Origin of the sequence: Streptomyces sp. NPDC017943, from assembly GCF_044328425.1 — a bacterium.
GTDB lineage: Bacteria > Actinomycetota > Actinomycetes > Streptomycetales > Streptomycetaceae > Streptomyces > Streptomyces djakartensis_A.
In genome coordinates, this window is the sequence record NZ_JBIRHH010000009.1 from 116,304 (window position 1) to 135,625 (window position 19,322).

11 protein-coding genes are annotated in these 19,322 nt (G+C 71.0%); 3 read left to right on the forward strand and 8 right to left on the reverse strand.

Translation table 11 applies throughout. The features are described 5' to 3' along the window. The first annotated feature begins 74 nt into the window (after nt 1-74). On the forward strand, nt 75-764 hold the full coding sequence (locus tag ACH4C6_RS27340) for a TetR/AcrR family transcriptional regulator (protein ID WP_398111251.1): 690 nt from the start codon (nt 75-77) through the stop codon (nt 762-764). Between the two features lie 6 nt (nt 765-770). On the opposite strand, the gene ACH4C6_RS27345 is transcribed toward ACH4C6_RS27340, so the two are convergent. The 7 genes from ACH4C6_RS27345 to ACH4C6_RS27375 form a co-directional block, all read right to left on the reverse strand. Continuing rightward, nucleotides 771-1,127 carry a 5-carboxymethyl-2-hydroxymuconate Delta-isomerase gene (locus ACH4C6_RS27345; RefSeq protein ID WP_398111252.1) on the reverse strand — a complete coding sequence of 119 codons (357 nt, stop codon included), beginning with the start codon at nt 1,125-1,127 and terminating at the stop codon, nt 771-773. 89 nt (nt 1,128-1,216) lie between these two features. After that, nucleotides 1,217-6,613 (reverse strand): pullulanase-type alpha-1,6-glucosidase, encoded by a 5,397-nt coding sequence (gene pulA / locus ACH4C6_RS27350; protein ID WP_398111253.1) that lies wholly within the window; start codon nt 6,611-6,613, stop codon nt 1,217-1,219. Between the two features lie 193 nt (nt 6,614-6,806). After that, a complete protein-coding gene (locus ACH4C6_RS27355; RefSeq protein ID WP_398111254.1) occupies nt 6,807-8,180 on the reverse strand; it encodes an alpha-amylase family protein in 1,374 nt (457 codons plus the stop codon). A 120-nt stretch (nt 8,181-8,300) separates the two neighbouring features. Continuing rightward, entirely contained in the window at nt 8,301-9,992 is a 1,692-nt protein-coding gene (locus tag ACH4C6_RS27360; RefSeq protein WP_398111255.1) for a glycoside hydrolase family 13 protein, read from the reverse strand. A 138-nt stretch (nt 9,993-10,130) separates the two neighbouring features. After that, a complete protein-coding gene (locus tag ACH4C6_RS27365) occupies nt 10,131-11,042 on the reverse strand; it encodes a sugar ABC transporter permease (protein WP_398111256.1) in 912 nt (303 codons plus the stop codon). 13 nt (nt 11,043-11,055) lie between these two features. Then, entirely contained in the window at nt 11,056-12,060 is a 1,005-nt protein-coding gene (locus ACH4C6_RS27370; protein WP_398111257.1) for a carbohydrate ABC transporter permease, read from the reverse strand. Between the two features lie 117 nt (nt 12,061-12,177). Further along, nucleotides 12,178-13,446, reverse strand: coding sequence for an extracellular solute-binding protein (locus ACH4C6_RS27375; RefSeq protein WP_398111258.1), 1,269 nt, complete (start codon nt 13,444-13,446; stop codon nt 12,178-12,180). Between the two features lie 390 nt (nt 13,447-13,836). On the opposite strand from ACH4C6_RS27375, the gene ACH4C6_RS27380 reads away from it, so the two are divergent. After that, nucleotides 13,837-14,871, forward strand: a complete 1,035-nt coding sequence (locus ACH4C6_RS27380) for a LacI family DNA-binding transcriptional regulator (protein ID WP_398111259.1) — start codon at nt 13,837-13,839, stop codon at nt 14,869-14,871. A 93-nt stretch (nt 14,872-14,964) separates the two neighbouring features. Then, nucleotides 14,965-15,951: a phosphatase PAP2 family protein gene (locus tag ACH4C6_RS27385; RefSeq protein WP_398111260.1), complete on the forward strand. Its 987-nt coding sequence runs from the start codon at nt 14,965-14,967 to the stop codon at nt 15,949-15,951. A 331-nt stretch (nt 15,952-16,282) separates the two neighbouring features. Here the strand turns inward: ACH4C6_RS27385 and ACH4C6_RS27390 are convergent, their stop codons facing one another. Beyond that, complete coding sequence (locus ACH4C6_RS27390) at nt 16,283-19,291, reverse strand: bifunctional [glutamine synthetase] adenylyltransferase/[glutamine synthetase]-adenylyl-L-tyrosine phosphorylase (protein WP_398111261.1); 3,009 nt, start codon at nt 19,289-19,291, stop codon at nt 16,283-16,285. Between the last annotated feature and the right edge of the window lie 31 nt (nt 19,292-19,322).

A 19,322-nucleotide genomic window follows, 5' to 3' on the forward strand; every position in this document is an offset into this window, starting at 1 on the left:
TCGGCGGCACGTCGGCGGACATCCGCGCTCGGTCCGGCCCGTTCGAGGCCGGATTCGATCGGTAAGGTGTTCGTATGACTACCGGGGTTCGCCGCAGGATGGGAGTCGAGGAGCGGCGGCAGCAGTTGATCGGCGTCGCCCTCGAACTGTTCAGCCGCCGCTCGCCCGACGATGTCTCCATCGACGAGATAGCGTCGGCCGCGGGCATCTCGCGGCCGCTGGTCTACCACTACTTCCCCGGCAAACTCAGCCTGTACGAGGCCGCGTTGAAGCGGGCGTCGGACGATCTCGCGGCCCGGTTCGTGGAGCCGCACGAGGGTCCGCTCGGGGCTCGGCTGCTGCGCGTGATGCGCCGCTACTTCGACTTCGTGGACGAGCACGGGCCCGGTTTCTCGGCCCTGATGCGCGGTGGTCCGGCTGTCGGCTCGTCGACGACCAACGCACTCGTCGACTCCGTACGGCAGGCCGCGTATGTCCAGATCCTTTCGCACCTGGGCGTGACGGATCCGCCCGCGCGGCTGGAACTGGTGGTGCGGTCGTGGATCTCGCTGGCCGAGTCGACGGCACTGATCTGGCTGGACGGGCGGCGCATCCCGCGCGAGGAGCTGGAGCCCCAGCTGGTCAACGACTTCGCCGCGCTCGCCGCCGTCAGCGCCGCCTACGACGAGGAGATGGCGCAGCTGCTGCGCACGGCCCTCAAGGACGAGCCGGCCGACGGCCCGTTCGCGCACCTGGTCGGCCGGCTGGTCGCCCTGGCGGGCTGAGCGGGCTCAGCTCTCGTACGTGGCGTAGGACGGGTCGAGGTCGCGGACCTCGGCGGAGGCGTGCAGGGCGAGACCGGCGGGCTGCTTCAGATGCGTCCGCAGCGCCTCCAGCGCGGCCTCGGTGAGCCGCGCCTTGGTCTCGTCGGTGCGGCCGGCGAGCAGCGCGATGTGCACGTGGACGTGGGCGTGGCCCTCGCTCTCGGGGCCGACCACGATGTCCTCGGTGCGGCGGAAGCGGGTCTTGCACGCGGGCGGTCGCGCGGCCGCGATCTCGACCGTCGCCTCGTGCAGCGCCCTGGCGAACCCGGGCCGGTCGAAACCGTCCGCGAGGTCGGCGGAATAGTCGACGGTGATCTGCGGCATCAGCACTCCTGTTCCGGGTGGGTGTGCTCACCCTAACGGCGGGCGGGGCGGGCCGCCGGTCGCGGTCCGCCCCGCCCGCACCGGGTGCGCTACCCCGCGGTCCGGGTGAAGACCGCGACCGTGCGCGCCGGCACGGTGAAGGTGCCGGACGCCCGCGCGTAGGCGGCCGACTTCACGGTGGCGTCGGCGCCCGCCGCCTGCACCGGGTGCAGCCGGTAGCCGCTCCCGGCGAGCGCGGACACGCGCTGCTCCTGCCGTTCGGGCGTGGCGTTGAAGACGACGACGAGGTCACCGAGCCGCATGGTGATCACGCCGGGCGTCTCGTCCTTGCCGGAGAGCGGGAAGGACAGCCGGGACTGCACCCGCGCGGCGGTGGCGAGGGAGAAGTCCTTCTCGGTGCTGCGGATCCGCAGCAGGTCGCGGTAGGCGGCGGAGGCGCCCCGGATCTGCTCGCAGCCCACCCGGGCCTTGGTCAGCAGCGGCTTGGCGTAGGGCCACTTGTCCGCGTTGTCGGCGGCCATGGGCAGTCCGCGGCCGAAGCCGTTGCCGTCGGCGCAGTCCCAGTGGATGGCGTTGAACCAGTCGCCGCTGTCGTAGGAGTTGCGGTCCAGGGACTTGGAGCGCAGCAGGTCGGTGCCCGCCTGGGAGAGGGCCGGGCCCTGCGAGAGGGTGGCCGTCGCCATGGCGAGGACCTGCATCCTGGCCCGGTCGGACGCCGTGGTGCCCGCCGGGAGCTTGAAGGCGAGGGCGTCGAACAGGGACTCGTTGTCGTGCGCGTCGGCGTAGGCGAGGGCGTCGCCCGGGGCGTCGGCGTATCCGGCGGGGGCGCCGTTGTAGTCGACCTGGGAGCCCTTGACCTCCTTGCCGCTGGTGTCGGTGAACGTGTAGGCGCTCAGGTTGCCGGTCAGGCCGACCTTGAGGAGGTCCTGGTAGTGCAGCAGGCGGGCCTTCTGCTCGGCCGGGGTGCCGTTGTTCTTCGAGGAGTTGGGGTCGGTGTACAGGCCGGACGCGAAGCCCTGGACGCCGGGGTCCTCGTCGAAGGGGCCGCCGCCGCGCACGGCGTCACGGGCCCGGTCGGAGAAGGTGGCGATGCCGGTACCGGCCATGTTCTTCTGCGTGGCCTGGACGAAGCGGGCGTCGTCGGCGACCTCGCCGAAGTTCCAGCCCTCGCCGTACAGGATGATCTTCTTGCCGTCGACGCCGTCCTTCGCGAGGGTCAGCTCGTCCAGGGCCTTGCGCACGGCGAGGATGTTTGCCTTCGGGTGGTGGCCCATGAGGTCGAAGCGGAAGCCGTCGACCTTGTACTCCTTGGCCCAGGTGACGATCGAGTCGACGACCAGCTTGCCCATCATGGCGTTCTCGGTGGCCGTGTTGGCGCAGCAGGTGCTGTTGGCGACCGAGCCGTCGGCGAGGAGCCGCTGGTAGTAGCCGGGCACGATCCGGTCCAGGACGGAGGTGCCGGCCTGGCCGCTCGCGGCGGTGTGGTTGTAGACGACGTCCATGACGACCCGCAGTCCGTCGTCGTTGAGGGCCTTGACCATCCTGCGGAACTCGACCGTGCGGGCGGTGCCGTCGGGGTCGGTGGCGTAGGAGCCCTCGGGGACGGTGTAGTGGAACGGGTCGTAGCCCCAGTTGTAGGCGTCCTTCGCGGCGATCCTGCCGACGCACTCCTGCTGCTTCTCGGAGTCCGCCGGGTGCGAGGCGAGGTCGCAGTCGGTCCGTGCCTGGTCGGCCTTGCGCTCGGGGATGGTGGCGATGTCGAACGCGGGCAGCAGGTGGACGTAGGAGGTGCCGGCCTTCGCCAGCTCGCGCAGGTGCTTGCTGCCGTCGCTCGCCTTGTCGGTGAAGGCGAGGTAGGTGCCGGGGTGCTTCGCCGTGCGGTCCTCGACGGAGAAGTCCCGGACGTGCAGCTCCTGGATCTGGGCGTCCCGCAGCGGCACGGCTTTGGGCTTGGTGTACGACGACCAGCCGGACGGCTCGAGCGCCTTGTCGGCCAGGTCGACGACCAGGCTGCGCTTCGAGTCGGTGGTGAGGGCGACGGCGTAGGGGTCGGTGACCTTGTTGGTTACGACCTTGCGGACGCTGGGCGCCCACACCTTCACGGCATAGCGATAGGGCTTGCCCTTCCAGGACGCCGGGCCGGTGACGGACCAGACGCCGGTGGCGTCGTCGCGGCGCATGGGGACGGCCCTGCCGTCGAGTTCCAGGGCGACGGACTGCGCGGTCGGCGCCCACACGGACAGAGTGGGGCGGCCCTTGGCGAAGAGGGGGCCGAGGTCGGCCTTGGTGGCGCCCGGGTACAGGTCGTCGAGGACGCCGGCGATCTGGACGCCGGTCGCCGCGAGCACAGCGCCGTTGACCGCTCGCTGGGTGGCGACGACCTGGCCGCGCAGGGCCGCGCGGACCCGGTCGCGGTCACGGGGGTCGACGGTCCAGGCGGTGTGGTCCTTCAGGTGCGGGAACTTCGCCTTCTGCGCGTCGCTCAGCGTCCCCTTCGCCAGGCGCAGCCATGCGGCGTCGCCGGTCAGGGTGCCGTTCTCGGCCTTGATCGTGCCGTCGCGGGAGTACAGCAGCTGGGTGGAGGCGGCGGCTTCGGAGCCGTTCCAGGCGAGGGTGTTCCGGTCGATCCAGACCGCCTTGGAGGTGGTCGGGTCGAGGGCGGCGGCACTGCCCGCGGGCTGCGGGAGCAGGTACTTCTCCTGGCCGTTCACCAGCCACACCTCGTGGCCGTTCGCCTTGAGGTCGAGCGACTGGTCGGTGGGCAGGTCCTTCTCGTCACCCTTGTGGAGGATGTAGCTGAGGCTGGTGGCACCCTCGGTGAGCGGCACCTCGAAGACTGCGCCATAGGAGTCAGTCTTCACCGGCTTCAGCGGGTTCGACCAGTCGGTGGGGTTCGCGGCGCCGGTCCAGACGTGCAGTCCCCAGTCGTCGTGGTTCCCGTCGGCCCGGTGGTAGTGCAGGACGGCCTTGGACTTGTCGGGGGCCGGGTAGTCGGGCCGTTCGGTGGTGACGGTGTCCTTGCCCTGCTCGATCCAGATCTCACCGGTCTTGGTGACGTCGATCGTGCGGTCGGTGGAGACGTCCTTGGTGCCGTCCTTGTCGATGACGAGGAAGCCGACGTTCGAGGCACCGGGCTTGAGCTTGACCCAGGCGAAGGCGCCGTAGGCGTCCCGGCCGGTGAAGGGGTGGCTCTTGGGCCATTCGGTGGCCTCGCCCTCGGCGAGGTCGCCCCAGGCGTACAGGCCCCAGTCGGCGTAGTCGCCGTCCGCGCGCTTGTAGTGGACGATCGCGTAGTCGCGGGAGGACGCGGTGGGCGGCTCCTGGACGGGTGGGGTGCCGGTGGTGGAGGCGGCCAGGGCGCTCGCGGTGCGGCCGGCCGAGTCGATCACGACGGCCTTGTAGCGCAGGGCCGTGCCGGGTGCCACGTCGTTGCCGATGGTGTGGGTGACCTTGTAGGGGGCGTGGTCGGCGGAGCCGAGGACCTGCCACTTGCCGTTGCCGGTCTGCGCGGCGAAGACGACCCGGTTCAGCTGCCCGCCGTCGACGTCCGCGGTGACGTCCACCGTGCCGGTGGCGCCTGCCGCGGGGGCCTTCAGGGTGAGCGCCGGGGCCGCGGCGGGCTTCGCGAGCTTCCCGGCGGCCTTGAGGACGATCGCCGAGCCGGCCGGGACGGTGACGGTGAGCTTCCTGTCGCCGTCGCTCTTCGGGCGCGCGTCGGTGCCGTGGATGCCCCGGTAGGTCATGCCGGCCGAGCCGGTCGGGAAGGTCGCGGTCTTCTTCTCACCCGCGTTGTTGAAGGCGACGACGTACTCGGTGCCGGTCTTCGCGTCGGTGCGGGTGAAGGCGTAGACGCCCGGGCCGTCGGCCGCGTACCGCTCCTGCTGGACGCCGTCGGCCAGCGCCGGGTTGGCCTTGCGGAGCTGGGCGAGGGCCCTGATCTGCCGGTAGAGGGGCGCCTTGGTGTCGTAGGCGTCCTCGGCGTGCGTGGCGTCGGTGCCGATGCGGTCGTCGTCGAGGTAGTCGGCGGTGCGTGAGGCGAACATGCTCTGCCGGGCGTCCTTGTCGCCGCCCGGGCCGGTGAAGCCCTGCTCGTCGCCGTAGTAGACGACCGGGTTGCCGCGGCTGAGGAACATCAGCTCGTTGGCGAGCTTGTCCTTCGCGAGGAGCTCGGCGTCGGTGGCCTCGGGGTCGTCCTGCTTCAGGAACGACCCGATGCGGCCCATGTCGTGGTTGCCGAGGAAGGTGACCTGCTCGTACGCGTTGGCCTTGCCGGTCGTGTACTTGTAGTCGTCACCGAAGACGCCGGCGAGCTTGCGGGCGCTGCCGCCCTGGGAGGCGTACTGGCGGGCCGCCTCCTGGAAGGGGAAGTCGAGGGTGGCGTCGAGCCGGCCCTGGGTGACGTACGGGGCGGTGACGTCCGTGTCGGCCGAGTAGACCTCGCCGAACATGAAGAAGTCGTCGCGGCCGCGTTTCGCGGCGTAGGCGTCGAGAGCGGTGGCCCACTGGGTCCAGAACTCCATGTTGACGTGCTTCACGGTGTCGATCCGGAAGCCGTCGATGTCGAAGTCCCGCACCCAGCGCTGGTAGATCCTCTCCATGCCGTCGACGACCTCGGGGCGCTCGGTCCACAGGTCGTCGAGGCCGGAGAAGTCGCCGTGGGTGGAGCTCTCACCGGCGAAGGTGGAGTCGCCGCGGTTGTGGTACATCGTCGGGTCGTTGAGCCAGGACGGCACCTTGTTCTTCCTGGTGACCACGGGGGTGCGCGGGAAGGAGTCCCGGTCGACCGCGGGGAAGCGGCGCCGCCCGTCGGCGTAGTCGGCGTCGTCGAAGGGCACGCCGTCCTTCGTCAGGTAGGGGAAGGCGCCCTTGGAGAGGTAGTCGTAGGACTTCTCCTCGTAGTCGACGACGTCGGCGGTGTGGTTGGTGATGACGTCGAAGAAGACCTTCATGCCCTTGTCGTGGGCCTTGTCGATGAGGTTCTCGAGGTCCTCGTTGGTGCCGAAGTGCGGGTCGACCTGGGTGAAGTCGGTGATCCAGTAGCCGTGGTAGCCGGCGGAGGCGTTCGCCCCGGTGCCCTGCACGGGCTGGTTCTTGAAGATGGGCGCCATCCACAGGGCGGTGGTGCCCAGGCCCTTGATGTAGTCGAGCTTCCGGGTCAGGCCCTTGAGGTCGCCGCCCTGGTAGAAGCCCTTGTCGGTCGGGTCGTAGCCGGTCGACAGGCGTGAACCGGTCAGGCCGCCCTTGTCGTTGCGCGGGTCGCCGTTGGCGAAACGGTCGGGCAGGACGAAGTAGAACTGCTCACGGGTGGCGTCGTGCCGGGCGGGCTGGGCGGCCAGCGCGGCGTCGGACGGCGGCGCCGGCGGGGTGGCCGCCCCGGCGGCGAGCGGCTGGACGAGTGTGGCGGCCAGCGCCGCTGCGGTGACCGCGGCGACCCGTCCGGCACGGGCGGTTCGGCGCCTGGACGGCACCGGCCATCTCGGTATCACAGATGGGCTCCTAGCGATTGCGGCTCTCTCGGGTCCGACCCCGCGCGACCGTATCGCCGCCGAAACCCTTACAGCAAGAGTCCTGAAAGCATGGGAAAGAACTTTCAACCACCGGGCGTGGCCCGGCGCACCGGTCCCGGCCGCCACGTGAGGGGGCGGCCGGGACCGGGCTACCGCGCACGGAAGTGCGCGTCTAGCAGGCGGACTTGCCCGCGTGGATCGCCAGAGCCGTGTTGGCGCCCAGGGTGGCCGTGACCTGCCCGCTCGCATTCACGGTCACCTGCGTGTTGTTCTGCACGTTGCAGTACGTCCCCGCGGGCATCGACGTCTGGTAGGTCCGGGTCAGGGAGCCCGACTCGTGGTTGATGGCCACGAAGCCCTTGCTGCCCCGGCCGAAGGCGATGGCGTCACCGCCGTTGTCCCACCAGTTGGTGACGGCCTGGCCCCGGGTGGCGTTGCGGAAGCCCACCATGGACTTGATCTCGGGCCAGTTGTGCTGGCACTTCCAGCCGTCCTGCCAGCAGGCGTTCACCTGGCCTCCGTTGGGCGGCCCGGCGTCGTGGTCGGTGAACTCGTAGCCGGAGTTGACGTCGGGGGCGCCGTAGGGCCAGGCCAGCATGAAGACGCTGGCCAGGGTGTAGTTGGCCCCGTCCTTGTAGCTGAGGGTCGAGCCGTTGCGCTCGGTGTCGTGGTTGTCGACGAAGACGCCGGAGACGCCGCTGTTCATGTAGCCCCAGCCCTCGCCGTAGTTCTTCAGGTAGGCGAGGTTCTCGTTGGTGAAGACCCGCTTGAGGTCGTAGGCGTAGCGGAACTCCTGGACGTCGCCGTTGCCGGTGTACTCGGTGGGCTGGACGGCCTCGCCGGCGCCGAAGATGGCCTCCTGCTTCCAGTACACCGACGGGTTGCTCAGCCGGGACTTGATGGCGGCGAGGTCCCCGGCCGGCATGTGCTTGGCCGCGTCGATGCGGAAGCCGTCGACGCCGAGGGAGAGCAGGTCGTTCATGTACCCGGCGATGGTCCTGCGGACGTAGTCCTCGCCGGTGTCGAGGTCGGCGAGGCCGACCAGTTCGCAGTTCTGGACGTTGCCGCGGTCCTGGTAGTTGCTGATCTGCGAGGTGCAGTTGTCGAAGTCGTAGGAGGAGTACAGGCCGGGGTAGGTGTACTTCGTGTACGACGAGCCGCCGGTGCCGGTGCCGCTGCCCGCCGACATGTGGTTGATGACGGTGTCGACGACGACCTTCACCCCGGCCGCGTGACAGGTGTTCACCATGTTCTGGAAGGCGGCGCGGTCCCCGAGCCGGCCGGCGATCTTGTAGCTGACCGGCTGGTACGAGGTCCACCACTGCGGGCCCTGTATGTGCTCGGCAGGCGGGGAGACCTGCACGTACCCGTAGCCCGCGGGGCCGAGGGTGGTGGTGCACTCGCGGGCGACGGAGGCGAACTTCCACTCGAAGAGGACGGCGGTGACGTCCTTGGTGCCGGGTGGCGAAGCCTGCGCGACGGTCGGGTTCATGACAACCGCAGCCGCGGCGAGCGCGACGGCGGCGGAGAGGTGTCTGCGTGCCATGTGGGGTTTCCTTCTCCGTTGAAGGCTCTTGCTGCAAGGTTCAGAAACCTTGCGGTGACGCAGATGTTAAAGGCCCGCCGCCCGAAAGGGCAGCGGGCCGTACGAAATCGAGAGCGAAAACTAGTCGGCCTGCGCGGTCGTCCACCACACCGTGGTGTCGGCGGGCACCTTCGCCTCGTCGTCCACGAGCACGATCTCCCCGCTCGCGACCAGCACCCGGCCGTGGGCCGGCAGCGCCACCGACTCGCCCGTGGTGTTGGCGACGCAGACGAACTCCCCGCGCCGGAAGGCCAGGACGCCCTCGGGCGCCCGCAGCCACTCCACGGACGTGCCGGCGCCCAGGTCGGGGTGCTCGCGCCGGACGGCGAGGGCGGCGCGGTACAGCTCCAGGGTCGAACCGGGCACCCCGGTCTGCGCCTCGACGCTCAACTCGCCCCAGCTGTCGGGCTGCGGCAGCCAGCTTCCCCCGTCACCGAAGCCGTACGAGGTCCCCGTCCGGGTCCACGGGATGGGCACCCGGCACCCGTCACGGAAGCCGTCCTGGCCGGCCCCACGGAAGTACGCCGGGTCCTGGCGCACCTCGTCGGGCAGGTCGACGACGTCGGGCAGGCCGAGCTCCTCGCCCTGGTAGACGTACGCCGAGCCGGGCAGGGCCAGCATCAGCAGGCTCGCGGCGCGGGCGCGGCGCAGGCCCAGCTCCCGGTCGCCGGCCAGGCGGATCTGGGTGCCCAGGCCGGGCGGGTTGGCGAAGCGGGTGGCGTGCCGGGTCACGTCGTGGTTGGACAGCACCCAGGTGGCGGGCGCGCCGACCGGGCGCATGGCCTCCAGCGTCCGGTCGATGACCTCGCGCATCTCGGCGGCGTCCCAGTGGGTGCTCAGGTACTGGAAGTTGAACGCCTGGTGCAGCTCGTCCGGGCGGACGTAGTGGGCCGTGCGCTCGATGGTCGGGGTCCAGGCCTCGGCGACGAAGATCCTCTCCCCCGCGTACTCGTCGAGGACGAGCCGCCACTGCCGGTAGATCTCGTGCACGCCTTCCTGGTCGAAGAACGGCATGACATCGTTGCCCAGCAGCTTCACCTGGTCGTGGGATCCCAGGTCGGGCAGCCCGTCCGCCTTCACCAGGCCGTGGGCGACGTCGATGCGGAAGCCGTCGACGCCCATGTCCAGCCAGAAGCGCAGGATCGAGCGGAACTCGTCGCCGACCGCCGGGTGGTCCCAGTTGAAGTCGGGCTGCTCCGGCGCGAAGAGGTGCAGGTACCACTCGCCGGGGGTGCCGTCCGGTTCGGTGACCCGGGTCCAGGCCGGGCCGCCGAAGATCGACTCCCAGTCGTTCGGCGGCAGTTCGCCGTCGGCGCCCTTGCCCGGGCGGAAGTGGTAACGCTCCCGCAGCGGGGAGCCCGGGCCCTCGGCGACGGCCCGCTTGAACCACTCGTGCTGGTCGGAGGAGTGGTTGGGCACGAGGTCCACGATGACGCGCAGGCCCAGGTGGTGGGCGTCGCGGATCAGCGCGTCGGCGTCCAGCAGGCTGCCGAACATGGGGTCCACGGCCCGGTAGTCGGCGACGTCGTAGCCGGCGTCGGCCTGCGGTGAGGCGTAGAAGGGGCTGAGCCACACGGCGTCCACGCCGAGGTCGCGCAGGTAGGGAAGACGGGTGCGGACACCCTCCAGGTCGCCCATGCCGTCGCCGTTGCTGTCGGCGAAGCTGCGCGGGTACACCTGGTAGATCACCGCGTCCCGCCACCAGTCGCGGCGCTTGGCGACGGCCAGGGCGGACGTGGGGCTGGGGGCAGGTGCAGCTGAGTGCTGGCTCATGTCGTCCTTGAGGCGTAACGAGGGTGTGGTCATGGGACGTGAGGTGGTGCGAGGCGGCCGCGGCACAGCGGGGTCGGATGGGCACCGCGGCCGCCTCGGGCTGGTGGGGGGGCCGTCCGGCGATGGCCCGGGGGCGGGTCAGCCCTTGGTGCCGCCGGCGGTGAGCCCGGTCACCAGGTTCTTCTGCACGAGGTAGAAGAACGCGGAGACGGGTATCGCGATGAGCACCGCGGTCGCGGCCATCAGGTTGCGCTGGGCGTCGTGCTCGCTGATGAAGCTCTGCAGGCCGACGGCGAAGGTGTACTTCTCGTCGTCCAGCATGAACACGGTGGCGAAGGCGACCTCGCCGAAGGCGGTGATGAAACTGTAGAAGGCCGCCACCGCCAGTCCCGGCCGGGCGAGCGGCAGGATCAGCCGGAAGAAGGTGCCGAAGGGGGTGAGCCCGTCGACGCGGCCGGCCTCGTCGATCTCGAACGGGATGGTGTCGAAGTAGCCCTTCAGCAGCCAGGCGCAGTAGGGCACCGCGGTCGAGCAGTAGACCAGGATCAGGCCGAAGTAGGTGTCGACGAGCTGAAGGCTCGACAGGATCTGGTACATCGGCACGATCAGCACGGCGATGGGGAACATCTGCGTGCACAGCAGGACCCACATGAACTTCTTGTAGCCCGGGAAGCGCATGCGGGACACCGCGTACCCGGTCGTGGCGGCGATGACCACTCCGATGACGGTGGTCCCCAGGGACACGAGCAGGGTGCTCTGGAGCCAGTGGAAGAAGGCGGTCTCCTGGAGCACGAAGCTGTAGTTGTCCAGGGTCATCTTCGACCAGATGCCGCCGGGGTGCAGGTAGTCGTCCTTGTCCGGGCCGAGGGACAGGAAGACCAGCCAGGCGATCGGGAAGATCGCGATCAGGCTCGCGAGGGTCAGCAGGCCGTGGGAGAGGAGGCTCCCGGCCGTGCCGCGCCGGCCGCGCGGGCGCGCGGGGGCGGCGGCGGGGGCGACGGCGGGGACCGGAGCCCCGCCGGCGGACTGCTGGACGGTCGTGGTGCTCATGGGGACTCCTGCCTCAGATCGCGAGCTGCTGCTCATCGCGGTTCAGCCAGCGGCGGTAGAAGGAGGTGAAGACGATCAGGATGCCGAGCAGCAGGATGCCGTAGGCGGCCGACTGCGCGAAGTCGCGCGGCTGCTGTCCGAAGCCGAGCTGGTAGGCCCAGGTGACGAGGATCTGCGCGTCCGGGGCGGTGTTGCCGAACAGCAGGAAGATGATGGCGAACTGGTTGAACGTCCAGATCACGCCGAGCAGCACCACGGTGGAGCTGACCGACCTCAGGCCCGGCAGCGTGACGTAGCGGAACTGCTGCCAGCGGCTGGCGCCGTCCATCTCGGCGGCCTCGTAGAGGGAGGAGTCGATGGACTGCAGGCCGCCGAGCAGGGAGACCATCATGAACGGCACGCCGCACCAGGTGTTGACCATGATCGCGGCGAAGCGCTGCCAGAAGGTGTCCTCCAGCCACGCCGGGCTCGGCAGGTGCAGCATCTCCAGGCCGGAGTTGATGATGCCGGAGTCGGCGAGCATGAAGCGCCAGCCGAAGACGGTGACGAAGGTCGGCACGGCCCAGGGCAGGATGAGGATCAGCCGGTAGAAGGTGCGCCCGCGCAGCTTCTGGTTGAGCAGCAGGGCGAGGCCGAGGCCGATGGAGTAGTGCAGGGCGACGCACAGGGCCGTCCACACGATCGTCCAGAGGAAGTGGGACCAGAAGCGGTCGTAGGCCGTCTCCCCCCACAGGATGTCGGCGTAGTTGTCGAAGCCGATGAACTTGTAGGTGGCCTCGATCTCGTTGACGCCGATCGTCCGGGCCGTGTTGAGGCTGGTCGCGTCGGTCAGCGTCAGGTAGAAGCCGTAGGCCAGGGGGTACAGCACGAGGACGCCGAGCACGACGGCCACGGGCGCGATCATCGCGTAGGCGTACCAGTGCTTCTGGTAGCTGTGCTTGAGGCGCCGGCCCAGCCCGGACCGGGGACCGCGGTCACCGCTCCGCTTGCCGGTCGCTCGGTCGATGGCGACTGTCATGTTCGACAACCTTCTTCGCGAACTGGAGATCAGCTGGAGATCAGGGGTTACGGCACACAGGCCGATGGCCGCCGGATCCTTCCCCCTCTGTCTGGAGGATCCGGCGGCCGTGGGGGCCTACTTGCTGTAGTCTGGCAGCAGCTTGGCGATGGAGGTCTCGGCGCTCTTCAGCCCCGCGTCCAGGGACTTCTTGCCCCCCGCGATCGCGAGCAGCTCGTCGTCCAGCGGCGTCCACAGCGAGCTGTACTCGGGCAGCTCCGGGCGCGGCTGGGCGGCGGCGAGCACGCCCTGGTAGCCGGCGATGCCCGGGTCGGCCTTGACCTCGGCGGTGTAGGCGTCGTCGCGCGTCGGCAGCGTGTTGTTCTTGAGCGCGATGGTCTCCTGGGCCTTGGCCGAGGTCATGAACTTCACGAACTTCAGCGAGGCCTCCTGGTGGGCCTTGTCCGAGCCCGCGTACACCGAGAGGTTGTGGCCGCCGGTCGGGGCGCCCGCCTTGCCGGAGGAGCCGGCCGGGACGGTGGCGATGCCCAGGTTGGCCTTGTCCTTGAACGCCGAGCCCTTGTAGAAGTTGGTGATCTCCCACGGGCCCTGGATGATCGAGGCGACCTTGCCGCTGACGAACGCCTCCTGGATGTGGGCGTAGGCGTCGGCGGTGGTGTCGGCCTTGTGCAGGCCCTTGCCCTTGAACAGGCTCAGCCAGGTGCCGTAGGCCTTCTCGGCCGCGGGCGAGGTGACCGTGATCTTCTTGGCGCCGACGTCGACGGTGTCGGCGCCCTCGCCGTAGAGGAAGGAGTGGGCGTAGTAGGACTGGGTCGAGCCCCAGTAGCCGTCGACGCCGGTCTTGTCCTTGATCGTGGCCGCGGCCTTCTTCAGGTCGTCCCAGGTCTTGGGGGCCTCGACGCCGGCCTTCTCGAACAGGGCCTTGTTGTAGACGAGGGCCAGGGTGTCCGTGGTGAACGGGACGCCGTAGGTCTTGCCCTCGTACTGGGCCTGCTTGATCAGGTTGGACTTGAACTTGTCCTGCTCGGCGAGGGCGTCCGTGCCGTCCAGCGGCAGGAAGAAGCCCTTCTTGGCGAAGGCCGGGGTCCAGCCGACCTCGGAGCGCAGCACGTCCGGGGCACCCTTGGAACCGGCGGCGGTGTCGAACTTGTTCTGCGCCTGGTCGAAGGGGACGTTGACGTACTTGACCTTGACGTCCTTGTTGGCGGCCTCGAACTCCTTGACGAGGGCCTTGTAGGTCGGCGCCTCGTTGGTGGCGTTGGAGGTGTCCCACCAGGTGAGGGTGACGGGACCGTCGGCCTTGTCGCCGCTGTCGCTTCCGCCGCACGCCGTCGCTGCCAGGGCGAGGGACGCCACCAGCGCGGTGGCCGCTATGCCACGCCGCATGAGTTCTCCTTGAGGGTGAAGCCCGTTTCGTGCTGCCGACTGCGCCGTTGGCCGCCGGGCGTCGGTGACATTAGCCCCGCTGCAAGGCGTTGCGAAAGACCTTGCAGCAAAAAGTTGCAAGAGGTGGGGATGGTTATCCCGCCGTGACCTCTCCTCGACCGCTTCGAGGCCCCGATTTCCGGCTGTTCGGCGGGGACTCGGACAGTTGTGCAAGACTCTGCAAGCACTTGCCATCCGTTGCCGTCGGGGGAATCATCCGTTGCGGAGCGGACGCCGACCACGAGTTGAGGGACCGCGATGACCAAGCCACCCGCAGTGGGCCGCGCGACCGCGCGCACCAGGCGTCCCGTCGGTGTGCAAGCGGAGATCCGGCCGCTACAGTCCGGTGCTGTGACCACACGGCTTGCGGACATCGCGTTGCAGGCGGGGGTGAGCGAGGCGACCGTCAGCCGGGTCCTCAATGGGAAGCCGGGCGTCGCCGCCACCACCCGCCAGTCCGTGCTGGCCGCCCTCGACGTCCTCGGCTACGAACGTCCGGTGCGGCTGCGCCAGCGCAGCGAGGGCCTGGTCGGCCTGATCACCCCGGAGCTGGAGAACCCGATCTTCCCGGCCCTGGCCCAGGTCATCGGCCAGGCGCTGACCCGGCAGGGCTACACGCCGGTGCTGGCCACCCAGACCCCGGGCGGCTCGACCGAGGACGAGCTGACCGAGATGCTCGTGGACCGCGGCGTCGCCGGCATCATCTACGTCTCCGGACTGCACGCCGACACCACCGCCGACATGCAGCGCTACGACCGGCTGCGCGCACAGGGCGTGCCCTATGTGCTCGTCGACGGCTTCTCGCCGAAGGTGCAGGCGCCGTTCATCTCCCCCGACGACCGCGCGGCGATGAGCCTGGCGGTGACGCACCTGGCGTCCCTGGGGCACACCCGGATCGGCCTGGCGCTCGGGCCGAAGCGGTTCGTGCCGGTGCAGCGCAAGATCGAGGGGTTCGTGCGGGCGGTGCAGGACCAGCTGGGGCTGGCCGCCGAGGTCGTCGAGACCGAACTGGTCCAGCACTCGCTGTACACGCTGGAGGGCGGGCAGGCCGCCGCCGTCGCCCTGATGGAGCGGGACTGCACGGCCGTGGTGTGCGCCAGCGACATGATGGCCCTGGGGGCGATCCGGGCGGCGCGGCAGCGCGGTCTGGACGTGCCGAAGGACATCTCCGTGGTGGGCTTCGACGACTCCCCGCTGATCGCCTTCACCGACCCGCCGCTGACCACGATCCGCAAGCCGGTCCCGGCGATGGGCCAGGCCGCCGTGCGCACGCTGCTGGAGGAGATCGGCGGAACGCCCGCCCCGCACAGCGAGTTCGTGTTCATGCCGGAACTGGTGGTGCGCGGCTCGACCGCGTCGGCTCCCGGGGACCGTGCCCGCTCCTGAGGCGTACGGCCTGATTTCGCCGTAGAACATGCGGCTCGGACCGGGCCGCGGGATCATCGGTGGGGAAGTCCTTTTCTGGCAGACTTTGTGCCTATGGGTGACACGACCGTGACGCAGCCGGAGGGCAGGGAAGCGGCCCTCCCGATCACCGCTGCGTCCGGATCCCGGCCGGGCCCCCTGCGGCGGCTCCGGGCCCCGCGCAGACCTCGGTTCTGGTTCGAGATCCTGCTGATCGCGGTGAGTTACTGGGTGTACTCACTCGTCCGCAACGCGGTCCCCGAGCAGAAGACGCAGGCGCTGCGCAACGCCGACTGGATCTGGCAGGTCGAGCACCAGCTGGGCATCGCCGTCGAGGAGTCGGTCAACCACGCGGTCAACTCGGTGACTTGGCTCATCATCGGGATGAACTACTACTACGCCACGCTGCACTTCGTGGTCACGCTGGGTGTGCTCGTCTGGCTCTTCCGCCGCCACCCCGGCCGCTACGCGGCGACCCGCCTGGTGCTGTTCGCGACCACCGCCGTCGCCCTGGTCGGCTACTACCTGTATCCGCTGGCTCCCCCTCGGCTGATGAACGGCGGGGACTTCGTCGACACGGTCATGGTCCACCAGACCTGGGGCTCGATGGCGTCCGGCGACCTGAAGAACATGTCCAACCAGTACGCGGCGATGCCGTCGATGCACATCGGCTGGTCCCTGTGGTGCGGGCTGACGATCTTCGCCCTGGCGAGCGTGCCGTGGGTGCGGGTGCTGGGCCTGCTGTACCCGGCGCTGACGCTGGTGGTCATCGTCGCCACGGCCAACCACTTCTGGCTGGACGCCGTGGGCGGCCTGCTGTGCCTGGCGTTCGGCTTCGCGGTGGCCCGCCTGTGGTACGGCAGGCAGCCGTACGCGCTGCCGCGCACGGTGGTCGAACGCGCGGGCGCTGCGCGGGCGGGGGCCGCGCGGGCGGACGTCCCGCAGGCGGACGTCCCGCGTCCCGGCGGCTCACGGGCGGACGCGGCGCGGGGGGATGCGGCGCGGGCGGACGTGCCGCGTCCGAGCGGCTCACGGGCCGGCGCCGCACGACCGGACGCGTAGGCGGACGGCCCGGCGGGCGGACGTCTCGCGGGTGGACGTCCCGCGTCCGAACGGCTCACGAGACGGCACATCCCGCGTCCCTGCGGCTCGCGAGCCCGCGCCGCAATACCGGGAAACCCGCGGGCGGGTGCCGCGCGGCCGTACGCGCAGCGGGGCGTCTCGCGTCCGGGCGGCTCATGAGCCGGCGCCCGTACGGCCGGGCCGCTCTCGGGCGGACGCGGTGCGGGGGTGCCTCGGCCGGGAGAGGCTGGGCGTGGTCCGGCGCTGCGGGGGGCGTTCGGGGGCGGGGTGTTGGCGGGGCTGAGCGGCCCGGTGGGCACCGGGTCCGCGACTACCGCTCCCCCGCGCCGTAGAACAGCTCCTCCACCACGCCGCGTGCCCTGCGTGCCGTGCGCCGGTAGGCGTCCAGCATGTCTCCGACGTGACCGGGTCCGTACCCCAGGTAGCGGCCCACCGCCGCCAGTTCCCTCGGGTCCGAGGGGAAGGTGTCGCCGGCCCGGCCGCGGACCAGCATCACCGCGTTGCGTACGCGACTGGCGAGCACCCAGGCCTCGTCCAGGATCTCCGCCTCCTCGTCGCCGATCAGACCGGCCGCGCGGGCGGCGGCCAGGGCCTGCCGGGTGCGGGTCGTGCGCAGTCCCGCCTCCTCGGCGCCGTGCCGCAGCTGCATGAGCTGCACGGTCCACTCGACGTCGGACAGGCCGCCCGGGCCGAGTTTGGCGTGCAGCTTGGGGTCGGCGCCGCGCGGCAGCCGCTCGGACTCCATCCGGGCCTTCAGCCGCCGGATCTCGCGGACGGCCTCCTCGCTCAGCCCGTCGGCCGGGTAGCGCAGCGGGTCGATCAGCTCGATGAAGCGGCGGCCCAGGTCCTCGTCCCCGGCGACCGGTTCGGCCCGCAGCAGTGCGTGCGACTCCCAGGTCAGCGACCACCGGCGGTAGTACGCCCCGTAGGACTTCAGGGTCCGCACGAGGGGGCCGGACTTGCCCTCCGGGCGCAGGTCGGCGTCGATGAGCAGCGGCGGGTCGGCGCTGGGGATCTGCAGCAGGCGGCGCATCTCGGAGACGACCTTGCCGGCCGCCCGGGAGGCCTCCGCCTCGTCGGCGCCCTCGCGGGGCTCGTGCACGAACAGCACGTCCGCGTCGGAGCCGTAGCCCAGTTCGTGACCGCCGAAGCGGCCCATGCCGATGATCGCGAACCGGGTGGGCAGGCTGTCGCCCCAGTGCTCGCGGACCACGGCGCGCAGCGTGCCCGCGAGGGTGGCGGCGGTCAGGTCGGACACCGCCGCCCCGACGAGGTCCACCAGGGCGCCCTGGTCGGCCTCTGCGGGCTGCTCCTCGGTGCCGTAGGAGCCGACGATGTCGGCGGCGGCCGTGCGGAACAGCTCCCGGCGGCGCACCCCGCGGGCGGCCGTGACCGCCTGGGCGGCGCCGTCCGCCCGCCGCACCGCGGCGAGTATCTCCTGCTCCAGGTGGAGCCGGGGGCGTGGCTCCAGCCCGCCTCCGTCCCCGTCGCCGAGCAGCGCCACCGCCTCCGGGGCGCGCATCAGCAGGTCGGGCGCGAGCCGGCCGGCGGACAGCACGCGGGCCAGGTTCTGCGCGGCGGCGCCCTCGTCCCGCAGCAGCCGCAGGTACCAGGGCGTCTTGCCCAGGGCGTCGGACACCTTGCGGAAGTTCAGCAGGCCCGCGTCCGGGTCGGCGGAGTCGGCGAACCAGCCGAGCAGCACGGGCAGCAGGGTGCGCTGGATGGCGGCCTTGCGGGTGACGCCCGAGGCGAGGGCTTCCAGGTGGCGCAGCGCGGCGGCGGGATCGGCGTACCCGAGGGCGACCATGCGCTCGCGCGCCGCCTCGGTGCTCAGCCGGGCCTCGCCGGGGGCGAGCTGCGCCACGGCGTCCAGCAGCGGCCGGTAGAACAGCTTCTCGTGCAGCCGGCGTACGACGGTGGCGTGCCGGCGCCACTCGCGGTGCAGGCCGGCGACCGGGTCGGTGCGCAGGCCGAGGGAGCGGCCGATGCGGCGCAGCTCGGCCTCGTCCTCGGGCACCAGGTGGGTGCGCCGCAGCCGGAACAGCTGGATGCGGTGCTCCATGAGGCGCAGGAAGCGGTAGGCCTCGTCCATCTGGGCGGCGTCGGCCCGGCCCACGTAGCCGCCCGCGGCGAGGGCCTGGAGGGCGTCGAGGGTGGTGCCGCTGCGCAGCGAGGTGTCGGCCCTGCCGTGCACGAGCTGGAGCAGCTGCACGGCGAACTCGACGTCCCGGAGGCCGCCCGGGCCCAGCTTCAGCTGGCGGTCGACCTCGGCGGCGGGGATGTTCTCCACGACCCGGCGGCGCATCTTCTGCACGTCGGCGACGAAGTTCTCCCGCTCGGCCGCCTTCCACACCAGCGGCTGCACGGCGGCCACGTACTCCGCGCCGAGGTCGAGGTCGCCGGCCACCGGACGGGCCTTGAGCAGGGCCTGGAACTCCCAGGTCTTGGCCCAGCGCTGGTAGTAGGCGAGGTGGCTGGCCAGGGTCCGCACGAGCGGGCCGTTGCGGCCCTCGGGGCGCAGGTTGGCGTCGACCGGCCAGATGGAGCCCTCGACCGTGGTCTCCGAGCAGATCCGCATCAGGTGCGAGGCGAGCCGGGTCGCGGCCCGCACGGCCTCGGTCTCGTCGGCGCCCTCGGCGGCCTCCCCCACGAAGATGACGTCCACGTCGGAGACGTAGTTCAGCTCGTGTCCGCCGCACTTGCCCATCGCGATCACGGCGAGCCGGCACTGGGCGTCGTCCTCGGGTGCGGCGGCCCGTGCGAGGCCGAGCGCGGCCCGCAGGGTGGCGGTGGCGAGGTCGGCCAGCTCGGCGGCGGACTCGGCGACGCCGGTCGTGCCGCACACGTCCCGGGCGGCGATGGACAGCAGGCAGCGCCGGTAGGCCACGCGCAGGGAGACGGGGTCGTCCGCCTCCGCGAGGCCCGCCTCGAACTCCTCCACTCCGGGGTGCAGGTCCCGCGACTCGTAGGTCACCAGGGCCTGCCAGTCGCCCGGGTGGCGGACGAGGTGGTCGGCCAGGGCGGTGGAGGCGCCGAGCACACCGAGGAGCCGGTCGCGCAGCGGTTTGGCCGCGATCAGCGTGTCGAGCAGCTCCTGCCGGGCGCCGGGGTCCGGCTGGGCCTCCAGCAGGCGGACCAGCCCGAGCAGGGCGAGGTCGGGGTCGGCGGTGCCGCCCAGCGCGGCCAGCAGCACGGGGTCGTCGCGCAGGGGGGCGAGCTCGGGGCTGTCCAGCAGGCGCTCGGCGGCGGAGGCGTCGGTGAAACCGTGCCGCAGCAGCCGTGTGAAGGTACTGCTCCTGCGCCCCGGCACCGCCGTCATCCGGGCCTCCCTCGCACTGTTCCTCGGACAT